Genomic DNA, 16,183 nt, shown 5'->3' with positions numbered 1-16,183 from the left:
GCGGCCAAAGAATCGACCGCAGGAGGGCGACCGCCGACCCTCCGACACGCCACTGGTGCCACGGTGAAGGAGGTGCGCGCGACCTGACGGGTGCGTCAGGTACCCCGGGGCGGTCCGTGGTCCCTCGGTTGCGGTCTGTTACTTCGTGTCCGGCTGATCGGAGAGAAGATCCGGCCGGCGCTCGCGCGTCAGCGTCTCGGCCTCCTCGCGGCGCCATCTGTCGATGGCCGCGTGGTTGCCGGAGGTCAGCACGCCGGGGATCTCCATGCCTTCGAAGACCTGCGGGCGCGTATAGTGCGGGTGCTCCAGCAGCCCGCCCTCGAAGCTCTCGTGCTCGCCGGACAGCGCATTGCCCATGACGCCGGGCAGGATGCGAACGATGGCGTCCAGCAGGATCATCGCCGCCGGCTCGCCGCCGGAGAGGATATAGTCGCCGATGGAGACCTCCTCGAGCTGCCGCCCGTCGATGACGCGCTGGTCGACGCCCTCGAAACGGCCGCAGACGATGATCGCGCCCTCGCCCGCAGCAAGTTCGCGCACGCGCTTCTGCGTCAGCGGTTTTCCGCGCGGGCTCATCAGCAGGCGCGGGCGGTCGTCGCCCGCGGAGGCATGGTCGATGGCTTTGGCCAGCACGTCCGGCTTCAGCACCATGCCCGCCCCGCCGCCGGCCGGCGTGTCGTCGACGGTGCGGTGGCGGTCGGTGGTGAAATCGCGGATCTGCACGCAGTCGAGCGCCCAGTCGCCGCGTGCCAGCGCCTTGCCGGAGAGGGACTGGCCGAGAAAGCCCGGAAACATCTCCGGATAGAGCGTCAGGACGGTGGCGCGGAAAGCCACGTCACTCTCCCTCGCCCTGCGGCGGGCGGCGACGGCGGCTGCCGGGACCTTCGTTGCCCTCGTCCTCAAGGCCGGCAGCGACGGCGTCGATCAAGAGGCGTCCGCCTTCGACGTCGATCTCCAGCACGGCGGCCTCGGAGAAGGGAATGAGCACGGGGCGCTTGCCCGGCCCCTTGAGTTCGAGCAGATCGCCCGCGCCGAAATCGAAGATGCCGGTGACGGTGCCGTGGCTGCGGCCGGCCGTATCGACGGCCTCCAGCCCTTCGAGGTCGGCATAGAAGAATTCGTCCTCGTCCAGCTCCTCGTCCGGCAGGTTGTCGCGCTCGATATAGAGGTCGAGGCCGTTCAGCGCCTCGGCGGCGTTGCGGTCGTTGATGCCGCGGAAGCGCACGACGACGACGTTCTTCGCCTCGCGCACCTCCAGCACCTCGAAGGACCGGCCGTCCTCGGTGTGCAGGTGCCCGTAATCGCCGATGGCGGTCGGGTCGATGGTGTAGGATTTCACTCGGACCTCGCCGCGCAGGCCCTGCGCCGCGCCGACGCTGCCTATGAGGACGGGATTTTCCAGTTTCGCCATGGTTCGGTTCCGTGTGGTCTTGCAAAGCCTCTTACGACGTTCGCGCCGGTGGGCCAAACGAAAACGGGCGGCATGAAGCACGCCGCCCGTCCCCATAAAAGTCGCGGCAGATTATTCGCCGGCGGCGGCAGCAGCGGCGTCTTCTTCCTTCTGCTTCTTCTCGGCAGCGCGCTCGAGAGCCTTCTTGCCCGGCTTTGCCTTGTCCGGGTTGCTGCGGGCTTCGCGCTTCAGGACGCCGGCTTCGTCGAGGAAGCGGGCGACGCGGTCGGTCGGCTGGGCGCCCTTGGCGAGCCATTCCTTGGCGCGGTCGGCGTCGATCTGGACGCGATTGGCGTCGTCCTTGCCGAGCATCGGGTTCCAGGCGCCGAGCTTCTCCAGGAAGCGGCCGTCACGCGGCGAACGGGCGTCGGCGACGACGATCTGGTAGTAGGGGCGCTTCTTGGAACCGCCGCGGGCGAGACGAATCTTCAGGGACATGTCATTTCTCCTTGGGTAGATGGGCCGCTTTTCAAGCGGTGTGGTTTGCGCCGCCATGTTCGGCGGCAATGGCTTCATGATGCCGGATCACCTCACGGATGATGAAGTTCAGGAACTTCTCCGCGAAATCCGGATCCAGATTGGCATCCTTCGCCAGGCGGCGAAGGCGTTCGATCTGGTATTCCTCGCGCGCCGGATCGGCCGGCGGCAGTTCATGCGTCGCCTTCAGCACGCCCACCGCCTTGGTGCAGCGGAAGCGCTCGGCGAGCATATGCACAAGGGCAGCGTCGATATTGTCGATCGACTGCCGGTATTCCCCCAGTTGCTGCCTGACCTTCGGATCGATCGTCATGCGGCGTTCCTCACTTCTTCTTCGGCAGGCCGGGCAGGCCAGGAAGGCCGCCGCCGAGACCGGGCAGGCGGAGACCGCCGCTGCCGCCGAGGCCCGGCAGGCTGCCCGGCTTGATGCCGGCCGCTTCCGCCTGCTTGGCGAGCGCCTCGAGCTGCTTGGGGTCCATGCCGGAAAGATCGGGCATGCCGCCGCCAAGGCCGCCGAGGCCCATCTTGCCGGCAAGGCCGCCCATCATCTGCTTCATCATGCCGCCCTTCTTGCCGCCCATCATCTTCATCATGTCCGCCATCTGGCGATGCATCTTCAGAAGCTTGTTGATGTCGGAGGCGTCGGTGCCGGAGCCGGCGGCGATGCGCTTCTTGCGGGAGTGCTTGAGCATGTCCGGATTGGCGCGCTCGGCCTTGGTCATCGAGTTGATGATGGCGATCTGGCGGCCGAAGAGCTTGTCGTCGAGGCCGGCGGCGGACATCTTGTCCTTCATGCCGGCCATGCCGGGCATCATGCCCATGATGCCGCCCATGCCGCCCATCTTCTGCATCTGGCGAAGCTGGTCGGCAAGGTCGTTGAGGTCGAACTTGCCCTTGGCCATCTTGGCGGCCATCGCGGCCGCCTTCTCGGCGTCGATATTCTCCGCCGCCTTCTCGACGAGCGAGACGATGTCGCCCATGCCGAGGATGCGGTCCGCAACGCGGCGGGGATGGAATTCCTCCAGCTCGCCCATCTTCTCGCCGACGCCGATCAGCTTGATCGGCTTGCCGGTGACGGCGCGCATGGAAAGGGCCGCACCGCCGCGGCCGTCGCCGTCCATGCGGGTGAGCACGAGGCCGGTGATGCCGACGCGATCGTCGAAGTTGCGGGCGAGGTTGACGGCGTCCTGGCCGGTCAGCGCGTCGGCGACGAGCAGGATCTCGTGCGGATCGGACTTCCGCTTGATCTCCGCCATCTCGATCATCAGCGGTTCGTCGATATGGGTGCGGCCGGCGGTGTCGAGGATGACGACGTCATGGCCGCCGAGCTTGGCGGCCTGCACGGCGCGGGCGGCGATATCGGTCGGCGACTGGCCGGCGATGACCGGCAGCGTGTCGATCCCCGTCTGCACGCCGAGCTGGCGAAGCTGCTCCTGCGCGGCCGGGCGGCGCGTGTCGAGCGAGGCCATCAGGACCTTCTTCTTCTCGCGCGTCTTCAGCCGGTTGGCGATCTTGCCCGACGTCGTGGTCTTGCCCGAGCCCTGCAGGCCGACCATCATGATGACGACGGGGGCGCTAGCGTTGAGGTCGATGGAAACGCCCTCGGAGCCGAGCATGGAGACCAGTTCGTCATGGACGAGCTTGACCACCATCTGGCCGGGCTTGATCGACTTCAGGATTTCCGCGCCGACGGCCTTTTCGCGCACCGCATCCGTGAAGGAGCGCACCACTTCCAGCGCCACGTCCGCTTCCAGCAGCGCACGGCGGACCTCGCGCAGCGCCGCCGAGACATCGGCCTCGGAAAGCGCGCCACGGCCTGTCAGTCCATTCAGAATGGAGCCAAGGCGGTCCTGGAGTGTTTCAAACATCACGTCTTCCTTCTTGTTTCCGCGTCACGCGGAAACGTCGGTGCAATCGGCGTCAAAAACAAGACGCAAAGCCAAAAAGCACCCGAGGGCGCATCGCGCTGTCGGGTGTTGACCTCCGGGATCTGTTTATACCGCAATGGGTCCCGGTCGGCGGCTTCAAGCAGTCTCACTTGTCGCAGATGCGCGGCTTAAACAGGAACAAGGCCGGAAAGTCAAGGATTGGAGTCCCGCGAATCCTTCGCGCGCCAAGAATTCGGCAGCGGCACAGGCAGGAATCGAAGACTCCGTCTGGTAATCGAGGCCTGTTTGCGCCATATACGCGCAAGAAATCAAAGACTCCACGCCGGGTCTTTACAGGAACATCCGACATGGCCGCTGAAGTGCAATTCGCCCGTATGAACGGACTGGGAAACATGATCCTCGTCGTGGACATGCGCGGCCGCGCCGATGCCGTGACGCCGGCGGCGGCCATCGCGCTCAATGCCGATCCCGCCACCCGCTTCGACCAGATCATGGCGGTCCACGATCCGAAGGTCGACGGCACGGACGCCTTCATCGACATCATCAATTGCGACGGGTCGAGGGCCCAGGCCTGCGGCAACGGCACGCGCTGCGTCGTGCAGGCGCTCGGCGCCGAGACGGGCCGCAAGGCCTTCACCTTCCAGACGGTCGCCGGCATCCTCAACGCCACCGAGAACGGGGACGGTACGATCTCCGTCGACATGGGCAAGCCCGTCTTCGAATGGAACCGTATTCCGCTCGCCGAGGAATTCTTTGACACGAGCCGCATCGAATTGCAGATCGGGCCGATCGACGCGCCGATCCTGCATTCGCCCGCCGTCATGTCGATGGGCAATCCGCACGCCGTCTTCTGGGTCGACCGCGATCCGATGAGCTTCGATCTCGACCGCTTCGGCCCACTGCTCGAAAACCATCCGATGTTCCCGGAAAGGGCCAATATCACGCTGGCGCATGTGACGTCCCCGTCCTCGATGACGACGCGTACCTGGGAGCGCGGCGCGGGCCTGACGCTCGCCTGCGGCTCGGCCGCCTGCTCGGCCGGCGTTTCCGGGGCGCGCACCGGCCGGACGGGCCGAAAGGTTGCGATCACGGTCGCCAGCAGCCCGAACCGCGGCACGCTGACCATCGAGTGGCGCGAGGACGACCATGTCGTGATGACGGGACCGGCCGAATGGGAATGGTCGGGCACGCTCGATCCCTCGACCGGCGCCTTCCGCCGCGACGAGACCGGGGCGGCCGCCCTTTGAGCGGGGTCGAGGTCATAACCTTCGGCTGTCGGCTCAACACCTATGAATCGGAAGTGATGCGCGCCGAGGCCGAGAAGGCGGGGCTGAACAATGCCGTGCTGGTGAACACCTGCGCCGTCACCGGCGAGGCCGTGCGCCAGGCCCGGCAGGCGATCCGCCGCGCCCGGCGCGACAATCCCCATGCCCGCATCATCGTCACCGGCTGCGCGGCGCAGACGGAAAGCGCCACCTTTGCCGGCATGCCGGAGGTGGACGCCGTGCTCGGCAACGAGGAGAAGCTGAAAAGCGCCTCCTACCGGGCACTGCCGGATTTCGGCGTCTCGGCGGAGGAGAAGCTTCGCGTCAACGACATCATGAGCGTGCGCGAGACCGCGCCGCAGATGGTGAAGCTGATCGACGGCCATGTGCGCGCCTTCGTGCAGGTGCAGAACGGCTGCGACCACCGCTGCACCTTCTGCATCATCCCCTATGGCCGCGGCAATTCCCGCTCCGTGCCGATGGGCGCGGTGGTCGATCAGGCGCGAAAGCTCGTCGAGAGCGGCTATTGCGAGATCGTGCTGACGGGCGTGGACGCGACGAGCTACGGCGCGGACCTGCCCGGAAAGCCGAGCCTCGGCCTGCTCGCCAGGACGCTTTTGAAACAGGTGCCCGAAATCCGGCGCCTCAGGCTCTCCTCCATCGACAGCATCGAGGCGGACGACCATCTCTGGGATCTCATCGCCGATGAGCCGCGCTTCATGCCGCACCTGCATCTTTCCCTCCAGCACGGCGACGACCTGATCCTCAAGCGCATGAAGCGCCGCCATTCGAGCGCCGATGCGCGGGATTTTTGCGCGCGGGTGCGGGCGGCCCGGCCGGATGCCAGCTTCGGCGCGGACATGATCGCCGGCTTTCCGACGGAGACGGAGGAGATGTTCGCCAACGCGGCGCGGCTTGCGGACGACTGCGGCATCGCCCATCTCCACGTCTTTCCCTACAGCCCGCGTCCCGGCACGCCCGCAGCCCGCATGCCGCAGCTCGACCGCGCGCTCGTCAAGGATCGCGCCGCCCGGCTGCGGGAGACTGGAAAACGGCTGCACGAGACCCATCTCGTTTCGATGATCGGCAGACAAGAGACGATCCTCGTGGAGAACAACGGCCTCGCCCATACGGAAAACTTCACGCTCGTCGATGCCGCGGGGCTGAGGCCGCGCGATCTTGTGCCGGTAACGATCACCGGACACAATGGAAGACACCTGACGATGCGGCCCCTTATCGCGGCTGGCGCCGCCTCCCTTCGCAACTAGCGGATACCTTCATGGCTCTCGGCTTCATCAAGAAGATCTTCACTTTCGGAAAAGACACCGCCGCCGAACCAAAGCCGGAGGCGGAAGCGCCCGTTGCCGAGCAGCAGGTGGTAGAGACGCCTGCCGCCGAACCGGACGTCATCGACCAGTCGGCCGTCGAGCCCGCGCCAGAAGAGCCTGCGCCGGAAGAGACCGCTTCGGAGGAAACCGCGGAAATCCCCGCCGCCCCTGCCGAGGAGGACGAGGACCGCGACCCGTTGCTCGATGAGGCGGAGGCCGTCAATCCGGAAGCGGACTACCATATTCCGGAAGACGTCGAACCGGAGATCTACCCGCTTCCCCACGCACCGACCCCGCCGGTCGCCGAAGAGCCGGCTGAAGCGGAGCCCGTGAGCGAACCGGCCGAAGAGGTCGTCGCGGAGCCTGAAGCCGAGGCGGCAGAAGAGGCCGTCGAGGAGGAACCGGCCGCGCCGGTCGAAGAATTCGCCGCGCCCGAAGAAGAAGAGATCGCCGCCATCGAAGCGCAATCGGAAGAGAATGCGCCGGACGACATCGACCCCGTTCTCGAAGAGGCCCTCCGCGCTGAAAAGCCGGCCGACACCCCCGCCTTGCCGAAGGGCTTTGCCACGACCGCGAAGGCGCCCGTCGAGGAAGCCGCGCCCGTGGCGCAGCCGAAGCGCACCTGGTTCCAGCGCCTGCGCGAGGGCCTTGCCCGCACCTCCTCGCAGCTCACCGGCCAGATCACCAGCCTCTTCACCAAGCGCAAGCTCGACGACGACACGCTGCAGGACCTCGAGGACCTGCTGATCCAGGCCGACCTCGGCGTGGAGACGGCGCTGCGCATCACCGACACGCTCGCCTCCGAGCGCTACGGCAAGGACGTGACCGGCGCGGACGTCTCGCGCATCATGTCGGCGGAGATCACCAAGGTTCTCGAACCCGTGGCGAAACCGCTGGAGCTCGACCTCAGCCACAAGCCGCATGTCATCCTCGTCGTCGGCGTCAACGGGACTGGCAAGACGACGACCATCGGCAAGCTCGCGGCGAAACTCTCCGGCGCGGGCCTCAAGGTGATGCTGGCGGCCGGCGACACGTTCCGCGCCGCCGCCATCGAGCAGCTCAAGATCTGGGCGGATCGCACCGGGTCGGACATCGTTTCCTCCAAGCTCGGCGCCGATGCGGCGGGGCTTGCCTATGAGGCCTATGAGCAGGCCAAGCTGAAGAAGAGCGACGTCCTCATCGTCGACACGGCCGGCCGCCTCCAGAACAAGGCCGAGCTGATGGCGGAGCTGGAGAAGATCGTGCGCGTCCTCGGCAAGCTCGATCCCGACGCCCCGCATACCGTGCTCCAGACGCTCGACGCGACCACCGGCCAGAACGCGATGAACCAGGTCGAGATTTTCCGCAACGTCGCGGGCGTCTCGGGCCTGATCATGACAAAATTGGACGGTACGGCCCGCGGCGGCATCCTTGTGGCGATTGCGGCAAAACACAAGCTGCCGGTCTATTTCATCGGTGTCGGCGAAGGGGTCGACGATCTCGAACCCTTCGAGGCCAAGGATTTCGCGGAAGCGATCGCAGGAGTTGGAGCATGAGTGACGAGGAGCGAGCAAAAGGGAATAAATCGGGTTTTGACCGGCTCGTCGAGGGCACGGCAAAGCTAGAACCCCATCCCGTGCGAGGCGTCGTTGTTCAAGAAATAGAAAACCAGCGGGATTGGGATCGCAAGGCGGTGGAGGCTAAAGTCAGTCCCCTCCTCAAGATGGTGCTTGAGCTCGGACCGCTCGTCGTCTTCTTCTTCGCCAATTCGCGCGGCGAATGGCTGGCCTCGCATTTTCCGGTGCTGGCCGAGATGGGCGGGCCGATCTTCATCGCGACCGGCCTCTTCATGGCCGCGACCGCCATCGCGCTCGTCGTCTCGTGGATCCTGACGCGCACCCTGCCGATGATGCCGCTGATCTCGGGCATCGTCGTCTTCGTCTTCGGCGCGCTGACGCTCTGGCTGCAGAACGACACCTTCATCAAGATGAAGCCGACCATCGTCAACACGCTGTTCGGCGCGATCCTGCTCGGTGGACTGCTGTTCGGCAAGTCGCTGCTCGGCTACGTCTTCCACGCCGCCTTCAAGCTGACGGACGAGGGCTGGCGCAAGCTGACGCTGCGCTGGGGCCTGTTCTTCCTCTTCCTTGCGGTGATGAACGAAGTGGTCTGGCGCTCGTTCTCGACGGACTTCTGGGTGGCGTTCAAGGTCTGGGGCACGATGCCCATCACCATCCTCTTCACGCTCTCGCAGATGCCGCTGATCATGCGCCATTCGGCCGAGCCGACGGAAGAGGGCAGGGCGCCCTGATCCTCATGCGTGGGCAAAATCCATCGTCTTGCTGATCAGCACGGCCTTCAGCTTTTCCAGCGCCCGATTCTCGATCTGGCGGACGCGTTCCTTGGAGATGCCGAGGAGCGTGCCGAGCTCTTCGAGCGTGGCGCCGTTCTCGGCAAGGCGGCGGGCGCGGATGATCTTCATCTCGCGCTCGTTGAGCTGGTCGAGCGCCGAATGAAGCCAATGGCGCCGCCGCTCGCCGTCGATGCTGCCTTCGGCCTGCTCGTCGGGGAGGGGAGCGTCGCTGGTGAGGAATTCGAGTCGGTTCGAGCCCTCGCCGTCGGCGGAGGAGATGGGGGCCTGGAGCGAGATGTCGGACGAGGAGAGGCGGGCGTCCATGGTGCGCACATCGGCGGTGCTGACGCCGATCGTGGCGGCGATTTCCTGGTGCATGGCCTCGCTCGTCAGGTATGTATCGCCGCGGGCAAGCCGGGCGCGCAGTCGGCGCAGGTTGAAGAACAGCGCCTTCTGGGCCGAACTGGTGCCGCCGCGCACGATTGACCAGTTGCGCAGCACGTAATCCTGGATCGAGGCGCGGATCCACCAGCTTGCATAGGTGGAGAAGCGGACCTGCCGTTCCGGCTCGAAGCGGGCGGCAGCTTCCAGAAGGCCGATATAGCCCTCCTGCACGAGATCGCCGAGCGGCAGGCCGAAGTTGCGGAACTTGCCGGCCATCGAGACGACGAGGCGCATATGGGCCATGGCGATGCGGTTGCGGGCTTCCTGATCCTTGTCGTCCTTCCACGCGTGGGCGAGTGCCTGTTCCTCCTCCCGTTCGAGATAGGGAGCGGACATTGCGAGCTTGATCATGCGGCGGTCTGCGGTCGTCGTAGCCATGGCGGGTCTCTCCACGTAAGCCGAACCGGCGCAGGGGATGTCCTGCGCCCCTGAGAACGACGCGATCCCTTGGGACCGGGCCGTGCTTGCCTTCCACGGTCGTTCCCGCAAAGCCGCAAGGCACTTTGCGCGACCCGTGTCGACGATGACGTTTCAGGAGAGCCTACGGATCGCTCGAAAGCCGCTTTCGAGAAAATAAAGTGGCTACGCCACCCGTCGCCGCCCGGAGCCGGTCGTCTTCGGGGTGCCAAACGGTTGCGCTGCAAAAAAGTTCCACAAAAAAACCCGGCCGTCGCCGGCCGGGCTTTAAATTTCGACGGTGCGCCCTAGATCAGGCGGCTTCGTCCTGGGACTCGTCTTCGTCGATGGACTTGCCGCGCTTGGGACCCTTGGCAAGGTTCGTCTCGACGAGGCGGACGGCCTCGGTTTCCGACATCTTGTTGACGGCGGCGATTTCGCGGGCCATCCGGTCGAGGGCGGCTTCATAGAGTTGGCGCTCGGAATAGGACTGTTCCGGCTGGTTCTCGGCGCGGTAGAGGTCACGGACCACTTCGGCGATCGAGATCAGGTCGCCCGAATTGATCTTGGCATCGTATTCCTGTGCGCGGCGCGACCACATGGTGCGCTTCACGCGGGCCTTGCCCTGGACAACCTTCAGCGCGCGTTCGACGAAATCGGTCTCCGACAGTTTGCGCATGCCGATGGAAACGGCCTTGGCAACCGGCACCTTGAGGCGCATCTTGTCCTTCTCGAAGTCGATGACAAAGAGCTCGAGCTTCATGCCGGCGACTTCCTGCTCCTCGATGGCGACGATCTGGCCGACACCGTGAGCGGGGTAGACGATCGACTCGCCGGTCTTGAAGCCCTGGCGCGTGGAAGATTTCTTCTGCTGGGTCGTCATTCTATTCAAATACTCCCTGTTACGCTCCCGGCGACAGCCGGGGTGGGTCGGGGACCCGGGAAAGACGGGGGCACCTTGAGGTGTCACCACTCTGGTCCGTCCGCCATGCGCAAAAATACCCCCTTGCGACGCAATCACTTTTCGAGCAACCGGAGTTGCCTATGGGAGGTGAGCGACGTTGAGGGATCGTTTGCTTTCGTGGTGGTGCTCGGGCATACGAAATGCCGCGATTTGGATCAGTATCCAGACCCTATCACAAAAAAGTGCCGAAATCAATAATTTGCTTCGCATGGGTCATCAAGCCTGTCCCATCGCCTTTCGGCGGGAGCACGCTTTTTTTCCCCAGCTTCGCCTGCCGCCTTCGCGCGGCGGGAGTGGTGTCCGGACGTCACGGCCCGGCCGCAGACGCCTCAGTCGCCCTGGCCGGGATTGGGCGAGAAGTACTGTTCGTACTTGCCTTCCACGCCGTCCATTTCCTTGGCTTCCGGCATCGCATCGCGCTTGACCGTGATGTTCGGCCAGATCGACGCGAAGTCCGAATTGATCTTCAGCCACTTGTCGAGCCCCGGCTCGGTATCGGGCTTGATCGCCTCGGCAGGACATTCCGGTTCGCAGACGCCGCAGTCGATGCATTCGTCGGGGTGGATGACGAGGAAGTTCTCGCCCTCGTAGAAGCAGTCGACGGGGCAAACTTCCACACAGTCCGTGTACTTGCAGCGGATGCAGTTGTCGGTCACGACATACGTCATGATTCACTCCAGAATCGTCATAAGGCGGCGGAGACGGGGCCGTCCGGCGCCGCAGGACCTGTCACGCAGTCGGCTGCCGGAAGGAAGAGGGCCGCGCTCGCGCAGGCTGTCCGGTGGCTGAGGTAAAGGCTTTGCGGGCGCTTTGCAAGCGTAATACATGCGCTACCGGATGCGCGCGAGGTATAGAATTCTAATCCTCGGCGTCGCCGGGAAAACCGTGCAGCCGATCGGTTTCCCGCCGTTGCCGCTTCGTCGGGCGCCCGGCGCCGCGTTCGCGCGTCGCCTGCGCAAAAAGATTGCGTTCCTCGCGGGGCGGCGGGGGCGGCGTCATGTCGCGGTAGAGAAGCCGTGCTTCCTCATAGGGGCCGCGGCGTTCGCCGGGCTGGAGCACCTGCACGACCATGTCGTGCCGGTCGAGCGAGAGGACGACGACGTCGCCGGCACGCACGGCATGGGAAGGCTGGCGGATACTCACGCCGTTGACGCTGACATCGCCTGATACGACCGACCTTGCCGCCAGCGAGCGCGACTTGAGCAGCCGCGCGAAGAACAGCCACTTGTCGATGCGCTGTCGCGCCTGACCTGCCGGCTGTTCCTCGTCGCGCGCCATCAGCCTACTTTTTCATCTGCTCCTTGAGCGCCGCGAGCTTGGCGAAGGGCGAATCCGGGTCGATCGGCTTTTCCTTGCGGGGCGGCCGGGCCTCGAACTTCGCCTGCTGCGGCTTGCCGCCGCGCTCGTTGCGCTCGCCGCGGTCCGGGCGGTTGCCGCCCTGCGGCTTTCCGTCGCGGCCCTTCTGGTCCGGACGACCGCCACGGCCGCCTTCGCGCCGTTCGCCGCGCTCGCCGGCCTGCTGGCCGCGATTGCGTTCACCGCCGCGGCGTTCGCCCTGGCCCTGACGGTCACCCTGGCGCTCGCCGCCATGGCGGTGACCCTGGCGCTGGTTGTCGTGGCGCGAACCCGGGCGCCAGAGAAGAACCGGCTTGGCTTCCGCCGGTTCGCCATCGGCAGCCGCTTCGGCGGCGGCCGGTGCCTCGGCAACGGGTACTGCGGCCTCTGCCGGCTCGGCGACCGGGACCTGTTCGGCGGCAGCGGCGGGCGCCTCGGCCTCGCCTTCCGCCGCATCGGCGTCGTGCTCGTCGGACGTTTCCGTTGGCGTCTCGGCCGGGGTTTCGGAGCCGGCTTCGGCCGCGGTCGGTGCCTGCGCGGCGAGGAAGGCGGCGGCCTCCTCGGCCTTCACGCTGTCGGCGCGGTAGCCGAGGCCCTTGAGGATCTCTTCCATGTCGTCAGGCGTCGCGCCGAGGATGGAGAGCATGGCGGTGGTCGCCGTGAAGCGGCGGCCGTCATAGGCGCCGTCCGGGCGCGGCGTGCCGGGCTTCCACTGCAGGAGCGGACGGATGAGGTCGGCGAGACGCTCGAGGATGTCGATGCGCACGGCGCGCTTGCCGAGGAAGCGGAAGCCGGCGAGCTTGTAGAAGGCGCGCTCGAAGGCCGGATCGGTGACGACCGAGGTGCGGCCGGCGGCCAGCACCGGAATGAGGTCGCCGTAGCCCGGCTTGTCGAGGCCGTCGTTCTTCAGCGCCCAGAGCAGCGTGATGAGTTCGGCCGGGGCGGGCTTCAACAGCGCCGGCATGAAGATGTGGTAGGCGCCGAAGCGGATGCCGTGCTTGCGCATGGAGGCGCGGGCGTCCTGGTCGAGCGCCTTGACGTCGTCGGCGACGTCGCGGCGGAAGAGCACGCCGAGGTTCTCGACGAGCTGGAAGGCGAGGCCCTTGGCAAGGCCCTGCAGGTCTTCGGCGCGCGAGAGATCGTCGAGCGGCTTGAGCACGGTCGCGATGTGGTGATTGACGAAGCGCTCGACGCGGGCGGCGACGTGGTCGCGGGCGTTGCCCGTCAACTGCTCGTCGGACAGCAGGATGACGCGCGGGCGCATGACGTGGTCGGAGGCGGCGAGGCGCGCGACGGGATCGCCGAGCCAGCGCACGGTGCCGTCCGAGCCGAGGGCGAGATCGGCATTGCCGGCCGCATGCAGGCGCGCGGCACGGGCTTCGAACTCCAGCGCGAGCGCCTTCTGCGCGGCCGCCTGCACGGCCTTCGCGTCGGGTCCTTCCGTTCCGGCGACGAGCGTGAACCGGAAACCGGCCAACTGCCCGACATGATGTCCTTCCACGAAGACATCGCCATTCACACTGATTTCAGCTTCCAGCATCGCATTCTCTCTCAGGCGCTTCATGAGCACAGATGTCCTGCGATCAACAAAGCGTTTCGTCAACCGTTCATGTAGCGCATCGGACAATCGGTCTTCGATTTCCCGCGTCTTTTCCTGCCAGTGTGTCGGATCGGCAAGCCATCCGGGCCGATTCGACACATAGGTCCACGTCCTTATCTGCGCGATTCGTGCCGAAAGCGTGTCGATTTCGCCGTCGGTCCGGTCGGCGCGGCGGACCTGGTCCGCCATGAAGTCCTCGTTGACCGTGCCGCGCTTGACGAGGTCCGCATAGAGCGTCGAGATGAGGTCGGCGTGCTGGGCGGGGGCGATGCGGCGATAGTCGGGAAGCGCGCAGGCCTCCCAGAGCTTTTCGACGCGCTCCGGCGTGGTGGCCAGCTCGCGGATGTCGGGGTAGCGCGACAGATGCTCCAGTGCCTGCTGGTCGACCGCCGGCAGCGCCCGCGTCAGGCCACCGATGGGCGGCGGCGCGTCGAGCGACTGGCGGAGCGATTGCAGCGAGGCATAGTCGAAGCGGGGGGTGCGCCATTGCAGCACCCTGACGGGATCGAAGTGATGCGTCTCGATGCGCTGGACCAGTTCGTCGTCGAAGGGATCGACGCGGCCGGTCACGCCGAAGGTGCCGTCGCGCATGTGCCGGCCCGCGCGACCGGCGATCTGGGCGAGTTCCGCCGGGTTGAGGTTGCGGAACTGGTAGCCGTCGAACTTGCGGTCCTGCGCGAAGGCGACGTGGTCCACGTCGAGATTGAGGCCCATGCCGATGGCGTCGGTGGCGACGAGATATTCGACGTCGCCCTCCTGGTAGAGCGCGACCTGCGCGTTGCGGGTGCGCGGCGAGAGCGCGCCGAGCACGACCGCGGCCCCGCCGCGCTGGCGGCGGATGAGCTCGGCGATGGCATAGACCTCGTCGGCCGAGAAGGCGACGATGGCGGTGCGCTGCGGCAGGCGGGTGATCTTCTTCGAGCCGGAATAGAAGAGCTGCGACAGGCGCGGCCGCTCGACGACATGGATGCCGGGCAGGAGCTGCTCGAGGATCGGCTTCATGGTGGCGGCGCCGAGCAGCAGCGTCTCGTCGCGGCCCCTCAGATGCAGAACCCGGTCGGTGAAGATGTGGCCGCGTTCGAGGTCGCCGGCAAGCTGCACCTCGTCGATGGCGACGAAGGAAGCCCGCGTCTCGCGCGGCATCGCCTCCACCGTGCAGACGGAGAAGCGCGCCATATGCGGCGTGATCTTCTCCTCGCCGGTGACGAGCGCGACATTGTGCTGGCCGACCTTCTCGACGAGGCGCGTATAGACCTCGCGCGCCAAGAGGCGCAGAGGCAGGCCGATGATGCCCGTCTCATGTGCCACCATGCGTTCGATTGCGTAGTGGGTCTTGCCCGTATTGGTCGGGCCGAGCACCGCGGTCACGCCGCGGCCGCTCAGGATCATGGGTGCTTGCGACAAGACATGCCCCGGCAGGTTTCAGTTTCGGCTCACAGATGCCCATCGGGGCGGCCGATGGCAAGGGGGGAGGCGAAATAGGACGGTTTTCCCGGTGCTTTCCCCACCGCCGGGAACAGGGCGCGAACGAAACGGAGACGAATCAATGACTCCGGATGATTCAGGGTTTGTTCTTTATACCAGTTGGACGCAATCGTCGGAGTTACTGGACATCGAATCGCAAGCTGGTTGCACTACAGACAGGCAACCGGGCCTGCTGCCGCAAAGGCAGCATAGCTGGCACCGCTCAATCCCAGGGTGAGGATCACCCCATGCCAGGCGAGCACGAGCTTCGGATCGACGCGGACCTTGGCATCGAACAGGCTCATGATCAGAGCGATGGGACTTACTACCGCGATCGCGATGACGGTGAACTGAAGCGGCGGCAGGAAAAAGAGCAGGAGATGCCAGCAGTTCGAGGCCTTGAGCGGGCCCATATCCGCATAGGCAGCGCCGCCGAGTGCCAACCAGAACAAGGTATGAAGAGCCAGCAGCGGCCACTTGTATCGCCGCAGCCATCCGCCTCGATTATTACCTTCGGCTGCCATGTCTTCCCAGCTTCAGCAAGACGCCGGATTGGGTTGGCCTAAAAGCCGATGCTTCGGCAACCCGATCACGCCGGATGGTCGTGCAAATCCGCCCCGTCCCAGCCGCCGCCCATCTCATAAAGCGGAAACACTTCTTCCGTCAGATACGGCCCGCCGCCGACCGATTCCTTCGAGGACATCAGCACGAAGCGGTTCACGGTGAAGGGGGCGGTGTGGAAGTTGCCGCGGCCGGAGAGGTAATGGGCGACGTCCTCGGTGCGGGCGTTGCGCAGGCGGGCGAGCGTGACATGCGGGGTGAACTTGCGCGGATCGGCGGGAAGGCCGAGGCGCTGGCAGATGCGCTCGATCTCGCCCTGCAGCGCGTACATTTCCGGCGCCTGCGTGACCCCGGCGAAGACCGAATGCGGTTTCTTCGAGCCGAAGGAGCCGAGGCCGGAGAGCGCGAGCTGGAATTCCGGGCGCTCGATGCGGTCGAGCCGGTCGACCACCTCGTCGGCAGTGCGGCCGTCGATGTCACCGATGAAGCGCAGGGTGATGTGGAAATTCTCGACATCGATCCAGCGGGCTCCGGGAAGTCCGCCTCTCAGGAGCGAGAGGCTCATCGCCGCGTTGCGCGGCACTTCGAGGGCGACGAAAAGTCTCGGCATGGCGACTTCTCCCTGCTGGAATGTAGCATCAGCGAATCACGCAACCGGTTTTTGCGCAACCCTAATTT

General features: G+C 65.8%; 16 protein-coding genes. 4 read left to right on the top strand and 12 right to left on the bottom strand.

The features are described from left to right. Positions 1-138 precede the first annotated feature (138 nt). From trmD to ffh, 5 genes are all read right to left on the bottom strand, one after another. Positions 139-834, bottom strand: a complete 696-nt coding sequence (gene trmD, locus L0976_RS11930) for a tRNA (guanosine(37)-N1)-methyltransferase TrmD (protein ID WP_234187494.1) — start codon at positions 832-834, stop codon at positions 139-141. Position 835: 1 nt separating this feature from the next. Next, positions 836-1,411 (bottom strand): ribosome maturation factor RimM, encoded by a 576-nt coding sequence (rimM, locus tag L0976_RS11925; protein ID WP_234187492.1) that lies wholly within the window; start codon positions 1,409-1,411, stop codon positions 836-838. 111 nt (positions 1,412-1,522) lie between these two features. After that, complete coding sequence (gene rpsP / locus L0976_RS11920; RefSeq protein WP_203316794.1) at positions 1,523-1,888, bottom strand: 30S ribosomal protein S16; 366 nt, start codon at positions 1,886-1,888, stop codon at positions 1,523-1,525. Positions 1,889-1,919: 31 nt separating this feature from the next. Beyond that, the gene (locus L0976_RS11915; protein WP_203316793.1) at positions 1,920-2,240 is read right to left on the bottom strand and encodes a chorismate mutase; all 321 of its coding nucleotides are present in this window, start codon (positions 2,238-2,240) and stop codon (positions 1,920-1,922) included. Positions 2,241-2,250: 10 nt separating this feature from the next. Beyond that, complete coding sequence (gene ffh, locus L0976_RS11910; protein ID WP_234187490.1) at positions 2,251-3,795, bottom strand: signal recognition particle protein; 1,545 nt, start codon at positions 3,793-3,795, stop codon at positions 2,251-2,253. A gap of 368 nt (positions 3,796-4,163) precedes the next feature. On the opposite strand from ffh, the gene dapF reads away from it, so the two are divergent. From dapF to L0976_RS11890, 4 genes are all read left to right on the top strand, one after another. Next, positions 4,164-5,063, top strand: a complete 900-nt coding sequence (gene dapF, locus L0976_RS11905; RefSeq protein WP_234187489.1) for a diaminopimelate epimerase — start codon at positions 4,164-4,166, stop codon at positions 5,061-5,063. Beyond that, positions 5,060-6,349: a tRNA (N(6)-L-threonylcarbamoyladenosine(37)-C(2))-methylthiotransferase MtaB gene (gene mtaB, locus L0976_RS11900; RefSeq protein ID WP_234187487.1), complete on the top strand. Its 1,290-nt coding sequence runs from the start codon at positions 5,060-5,062 to the stop codon at positions 6,347-6,349. Before dapF ends, mtaB begins: the two co-directional genes overlap by 4 nt. An 11-nt stretch (positions 6,350-6,360) precedes the next feature. Next, positions 6,361-7,944 carry a signal recognition particle-docking protein FtsY gene (gene ftsY, locus L0976_RS11895; RefSeq protein ID WP_234187485.1) on the top strand — a complete coding sequence of 528 codons (1,584 nt, stop codon included), beginning with the start codon at positions 6,361-6,363 and terminating at the stop codon, positions 7,942-7,944. 104 nt (positions 7,945-8,048) lie between these two features. After that, positions 8,049-8,699, top strand: coding sequence for a septation protein A (locus L0976_RS11890; protein ID WP_370643651.1), 651 nt, complete (start codon positions 8,049-8,051; stop codon positions 8,697-8,699). A 3-nt stretch (positions 8,700-8,702) separates the two neighbouring features. Here the strand turns inward: L0976_RS11890 and L0976_RS11885 are convergent, their stop codons facing one another. The 7 genes from L0976_RS11885 to thpR form a co-directional block, all read right to left on the bottom strand. Further along, complete coding sequence (locus L0976_RS11885; RefSeq protein WP_234187483.1) at positions 8,703-9,563, bottom strand: RNA polymerase factor sigma-32; 861 nt, start codon at positions 9,561-9,563, stop codon at positions 8,703-8,705. Between the two features lie 331 nt (positions 9,564-9,894). Then, a complete protein-coding gene (locus L0976_RS11880; protein ID WP_234187482.1) occupies positions 9,895-10,464 on the bottom strand; it encodes a CarD family transcriptional regulator in 570 nt (189 codons plus the stop codon). A 410-nt stretch (positions 10,465-10,874) separates the two neighbouring features. Continuing rightward, complete coding sequence (gene fdxA, locus L0976_RS11875; protein ID WP_203316785.1) at positions 10,875-11,213, bottom strand: ferredoxin FdxA; 339 nt, start codon at positions 11,211-11,213, stop codon at positions 10,875-10,877. A gap of 190 nt (positions 11,214-11,403) precedes the next feature. Beyond that, entirely contained in the window at positions 11,404-11,823 is a 420-nt protein-coding gene (locus L0976_RS11870) for an RNA-binding S4 domain-containing protein (protein ID WP_203316784.1), read from the bottom strand. Between the two features lie 4 nt (positions 11,824-11,827). After that, entirely contained in the window at positions 11,828-14,869 is a 3,042-nt protein-coding gene (locus L0976_RS11865; protein ID WP_234187727.1) for a helicase-related protein, read from the bottom strand. A 245-nt stretch (positions 14,870-15,114) separates the two neighbouring features. Beyond that, entirely contained in the window at positions 15,115-15,468 is a 354-nt protein-coding gene (locus tag L0976_RS11860; RefSeq protein WP_234187481.1) for a hypothetical protein, read from the bottom strand. A 65-nt stretch (positions 15,469-15,533) separates the two neighbouring features. Then, positions 15,534-16,115: an RNA 2',3'-cyclic phosphodiesterase gene (gene thpR / locus L0976_RS11855; RefSeq protein WP_234187480.1), complete on the bottom strand. Its 582-nt coding sequence runs from the start codon at positions 16,113-16,115 to the stop codon at positions 15,534-15,536. Positions 16,116-16,183 lie beyond the last annotated feature (68 nt).

This window comes from Shinella sp. NM-101 (assembly GCF_021401195.1).
Classification (GTDB): domain Bacteria; phylum Pseudomonadota; class Alphaproteobacteria; order Rhizobiales; family Rhizobiaceae; genus Shinella.
The sequence above is the reverse complement of the archived record's forward strand: the minus strand, read 5'-3'. Positions and strand labels throughout refer to the sequence as shown.